This is a genomic window from Bradyrhizobium sp., from assembly GCF_016462955.1.
Taxonomy (GTDB): domain Bacteria; phylum Pseudomonadota; class Alphaproteobacteria; order Rhizobiales; family Xanthobacteraceae; genus Bradyrhizobium.
Genome location: NZ_JAEMSD010000004.1, coordinates 1 through 4,000 on the forward strand (window position 1 = coordinate 1; position 4,000 = coordinate 4,000).

Consider the following 4,000-nt stretch of genomic DNA (forward strand, 5'->3'; position numbering starts at 1 on the left):
AGGCTCCGGTCGCCGCGACGCAGAATGCGCTGGTGAGATAGGCCGCCAGCAGCATGTGCACGAAGCGCACCATCGCGACCTCGTTGAAGATGATCTTCAGCCAGTCGACCGGGACGAACATACCGTTCTGCTCGATATAGCCGACCGGCACCTGCATCCAGCTGTTGTTGATCATGATCCAGAACGCTGACAGCGTCGTGCCCAGGGCCACCATAGCCGCCGAGAACAGGTAGAAGCCCGGACGTGCGCGGTTTCGGCCGAACACCAGGATGCCGAAGAAGCTCGCCTCGAGCATGAAGGCGGTGAATGTCTCGTAGGAGAGCAGCGGCCCCTGGATCGGGCCGGACATCTTCGAAAGTACGCTCCAATTGGTGCCGAACTGGAAGCCCATCACCACGCCCGAGACCACGCCCAGGCCGAAGGCGATGCCGAAGATCTTCAGCCAGAAATCGAAGAGAGTGCGATAGACCTGCTTGCCGGTCCGCAGCCGCAGCGCTTCCAGCACCGTCAGCCAGGCGGCCAGACCGATCGTGAATGCTGGAAAGATGATGTGAAACGAGATCGTGAATCCGAACTGGATTCGCGACAGAAGCAATGCCGTGGCATCCATCAGAAGTTCTCCCCCGGTCCCATAGCCTGACTTTCGATGTTCGCTCGACGCTAATCACGCGCGCCGAAGCGCGCTTCCGGAATGGAACGGAGCTTTGCGAGTCCGCATGGCGGAGCGCGCTAACGGAGGCGGGCTCGACAGCAGAACCAGAGAGCCGATGCCAGCAATGCAAGTGGGACAACGAGGCCGATCGCACCGAGACGGGCCGTCACGAAACCGCCGGCGACAGCACCGAGAAGAAACATCAGACAGACCGTGAGCATCGTCCTCGCGCCGCGAGCAGCCTCCCGATCAGCCGGCGGCGTCAATTGATCAATGGCACGAAGGAAATTCCCGGTCACCGTAACCGACATGTACTTCCAATGCCCGACCTGCCGGAAACTGGCTGTCTGGAGTGCGACACCAAACGACATCCCGACGATCGCAAGCGGCCCCGGCAGGCGGTGCAGCAGCATCAACAGCATCACGGCGGCAAGCGCTGCTATCTCGCCGGCGAGACAAAGCAAAGGGGCCTTGGCACGGCTGGCGACCGCAGCGCCAACGAAAAAGGCGAGGATCGGCGGGACATGCTTTGCCGCTTCGTGCCAGTGGGCGAGCGCGGCGTTCATCCCGAGAAGCACAACGTTCCCGGTCTGCGAATTGGCGAACACGCCGCCCAGCGAGAGCCAGCTGAAGGCGTCAAGGAAGCCGCCCGACATGGTCAGGAGACAGGCGACGGCGAGCGACTGCTCGGGAACATCAGCGTTTGCCGACGTCGTGGCAGCCAGTTGCGCGGATACAGCTTCCATCGCCATCGTCGACTTCCGTTGATCAGCTCGCGCGCTGCAATGCGTCAGCTGGCCAGATGACGCGGTGCGGATGGGTGAAGACTCCGAACCCGTCTTCGCGGGCGATCGCGAGCAGCGTAATCCCGGCTTCCTCGGCGGTGCGGATCGCGAGCGTCGTCGGCGCCGATACGGCGATGATTATGGGAGCGCCTATCATCGCCACCTTCTGCACCATTTCGACGGAGACGCGGCTGGTCAGCAGCACGGCGCCCTCCGCGGCCGGCAACCCAGAGCCCACGATCGCTCCGGCGAGCTTATCGAGCGCGTTGTGCCTGCCGACATCCTCCCGCACCGGACCGATGCCGGAGGACGGCTGCCAGAATGCCGCCGCGTGCATCGACTTCGTCTTCAAATTCATGGTCTGGAGCGGCGCCAGCGACTGCATAGCAGCCAGCAGGTCTTCTGCCCCAAACGTCATCCGGCTGGTGACAAGCGGCGCCGGCCGCCGGGCCTGTTCGAGACTTTCGATCCCGCAAAGACCACAGCCGACCGGACCGCTCAGGGCGCGGCGGCGCGCCGTCAGCGCAGCTGCGCGATCGCCGCTCAACCAGATGCGCACCTCGAGTCCAAGATCGTCCGGGATGAGCTCGACACTCTCGATATCCTCGGCGTGCCGTACGATCCCCTCGGTGAGAGTGAAGCCGACGCCGAAATCTTCGAGATCGGCCGGTGTTGCCATCATCACGGCGTGGGTCGATCCGTTGTAGCTCAGCGCGACAGCGGTCTCTTCAGCCACGAGTCGTGATGTCGATGCCGCTTGGCCGCGGCGCCAGGCGATCTCATCGTGTCGCGTGAGTGCCGGTCTCACAGCTACTGCCTGCGTCATGGTCTGAAGTCCTTTCGATGATCTCCCGCGATCTGACGGCTTACGGCCGCAGATCTTGCGGGATGACCGCGGCCGGTGACGCAGCCGAAGTGGATGATTCGGATCAAGAACGAACGCGAGCGGGGACGACAATGACGTTAGCCGCCCCGCTCTGCCATATGCAGGTCCGAATGACCGCCCCTCGAGGCGGACGATCATGCTGGACGGGTCGGTCAGGTTCGAGCGTGCGGGCCAACTCGGCCGGATTCATACAGGAACCAGACGCGCCGTTCGGCCTCGTCGATCCAGTTCTCCAGAAGGCTGGCGGTGGCAACGTCCTCATACTCGTCGCAGAGTTCATGGACCCGGCGCATCTCCCGGATGAGCTGCTGGTTATCGCTGCGCAGCTCCGCGAGCATATCCTGGGGATCGACATAATCGGCATCATTGTCGAGAATGCGCTGCTCGCGCGCGATCTCGCCGATCGAGCGCACTGCCATCCCTCCGATCTTGCGCGCACGCTCGGCGACCTCGTCCGTCATGGCGAAGATCTGCTCGGACTGCTCATCGAGCAGAAGATGATAATCGCGGAAGTGCGGACCCGACATATGCCAATGGAAATTCTTGGTCTTTAGGTAAAGCGCGAAAACGTCAGCCAGTAGAGCTCTGAGAGAAGCCGGGATATCGCGATTGGCACCACTCTTCAGATCGGTCGGGCTCTGCAGATCTGCTTTGGTCATTTGCTGTCCTTTCTTCACATAATGCGGATGGTCTAGCGCTGTCCGCGGCACCGGTCTTTCCGATTGCCACGGGCTATCGGCCGAAGGCACGCTGCATCACTTGAACGCTGGCGTCCCTCGGCACGAGATTTTCCAGAAGGCTCATGCCAGCCGTCCTGCAGAAGATCATCGCGATCCGGCCGCAAACAATACTGGCGACGACGCCGGAGGATGCGGATCGGTAAGAACTGCCGAGGGCGTGAATGACCTCGAGCATCGTTGCGACATCATCGTGCCGGAACAGCATCAGACTCCAGCTTTGAAGGCCAAGATCGGTCATGACGCGCTCACCCGCGGCGAGGGTAGCGGCGTGACCTGCGCGAGCCATGCGCTTCTCCATTGATAAGGCGTATCGCCCGCGAAGCGCTTGAACACGGTGGTGAAGTGAGCCTGGGTCTGGAAACCGACAGTCAGAGCGATTTCCACGAGCGGGATGTCGGTGTGCTTGAGCAGTTCCTCGGCACGCTCGATCCGGCGCTTCAGAAGGTATTCATGGGGACGCATTCCCATGGCTGCGCGGAACTGCGCAGCGAAATGCATCCGGCTGAGACCGGCAACCGCAGCGAGATCCTGCAAGGTGATCTTTGCGGAGAGGTTCTCGTCAACGTACTGGGCGACCCGCTTGAGGCGCCATTTTTGCAGCGACCTGACATTGCGGCCGGAGGGGGTTTCAACGGCCGGCGGGGTGGCGTCGGCCTGCCGGCTGAATTGCCGGGTCAGAATGGCGAGGCGCAATGCATCGGCGTAGATGGCCGAATTCGGATCGTCGGAGATTTGGGTCGCCGCCAGCGCGTCCGAGAGACGCTCCATCACGAAGTCCTCGGAGTTTCTGGAGCTAGGCGTCACCTCCGTCACGGCTGGCCCACGGTCGAGGCGCGCGGCCGACACCTTGAAGTTGGTGCCGCCGTTTTCCGCCGGGCCCTCTTTCTCGGTCGAAACGGCCAGGGCGACATCGAGGTGTTCGAGAGAGATCGTGACC

Annotated in this window: 6 protein-coding genes; all 6 read right to left on the reverse strand. The window is 62.5% G+C overall.

Annotation, left to right across the window (positions count from 1 at the left end; all coding sequences use genetic code 11):
- On the reverse strand, positions 1-610 hold a 610-nt coding region (locus JHD07_RS00890; RefSeq protein ID WP_291618016.1), incomplete at its 3' end, for a cytochrome ubiquinol oxidase subunit I.
- A gap of 119 nt (positions 611-729) precedes the next feature.
- The gene (locus JHD07_RS00895; protein WP_291618019.1) at positions 730-1,404 is read right to left on the reverse strand and encodes a YoaK family protein; all 675 of its coding nucleotides are present in this window, start codon (positions 1,402-1,404) and stop codon (positions 730-732) included.
- A gap of 16 nt (positions 1,405-1,420) precedes the next feature.
- Positions 1,421-2,263 carry a formate dehydrogenase accessory sulfurtransferase FdhD gene (gene fdhD, locus JHD07_RS00900; RefSeq protein ID WP_291618020.1) on the reverse strand — a complete coding sequence of 281 codons (843 nt, stop codon included), beginning with the start codon at positions 2,261-2,263 and terminating at the stop codon, positions 1,421-1,423.
- A 212-nt stretch (positions 2,264-2,475) separates the two neighbouring features.
- Positions 2,476-2,982: a DNA starvation/stationary phase protection protein gene (locus JHD07_RS00905; RefSeq protein WP_291618109.1), complete on the reverse strand. Its 507-nt coding sequence runs from the start codon at positions 2,980-2,982 to the stop codon at positions 2,476-2,478.
- 73 nt (positions 2,983-3,055) lie between these two features.
- Complete coding sequence (locus JHD07_RS00910) at positions 3,056-3,301, reverse strand: hypothetical protein (protein ID WP_291618023.1); 246 nt, start codon at positions 3,299-3,301, stop codon at positions 3,056-3,058.
- A partial coding sequence (locus tag JHD07_RS00915) for an AraC family transcriptional regulator (protein WP_291618025.1) occupies positions 3,298-4,000 on the reverse strand: 703 nt, incomplete at its 5' end. The genes JHD07_RS00915 and JHD07_RS00910, both read right to left, overlap by 4 nt.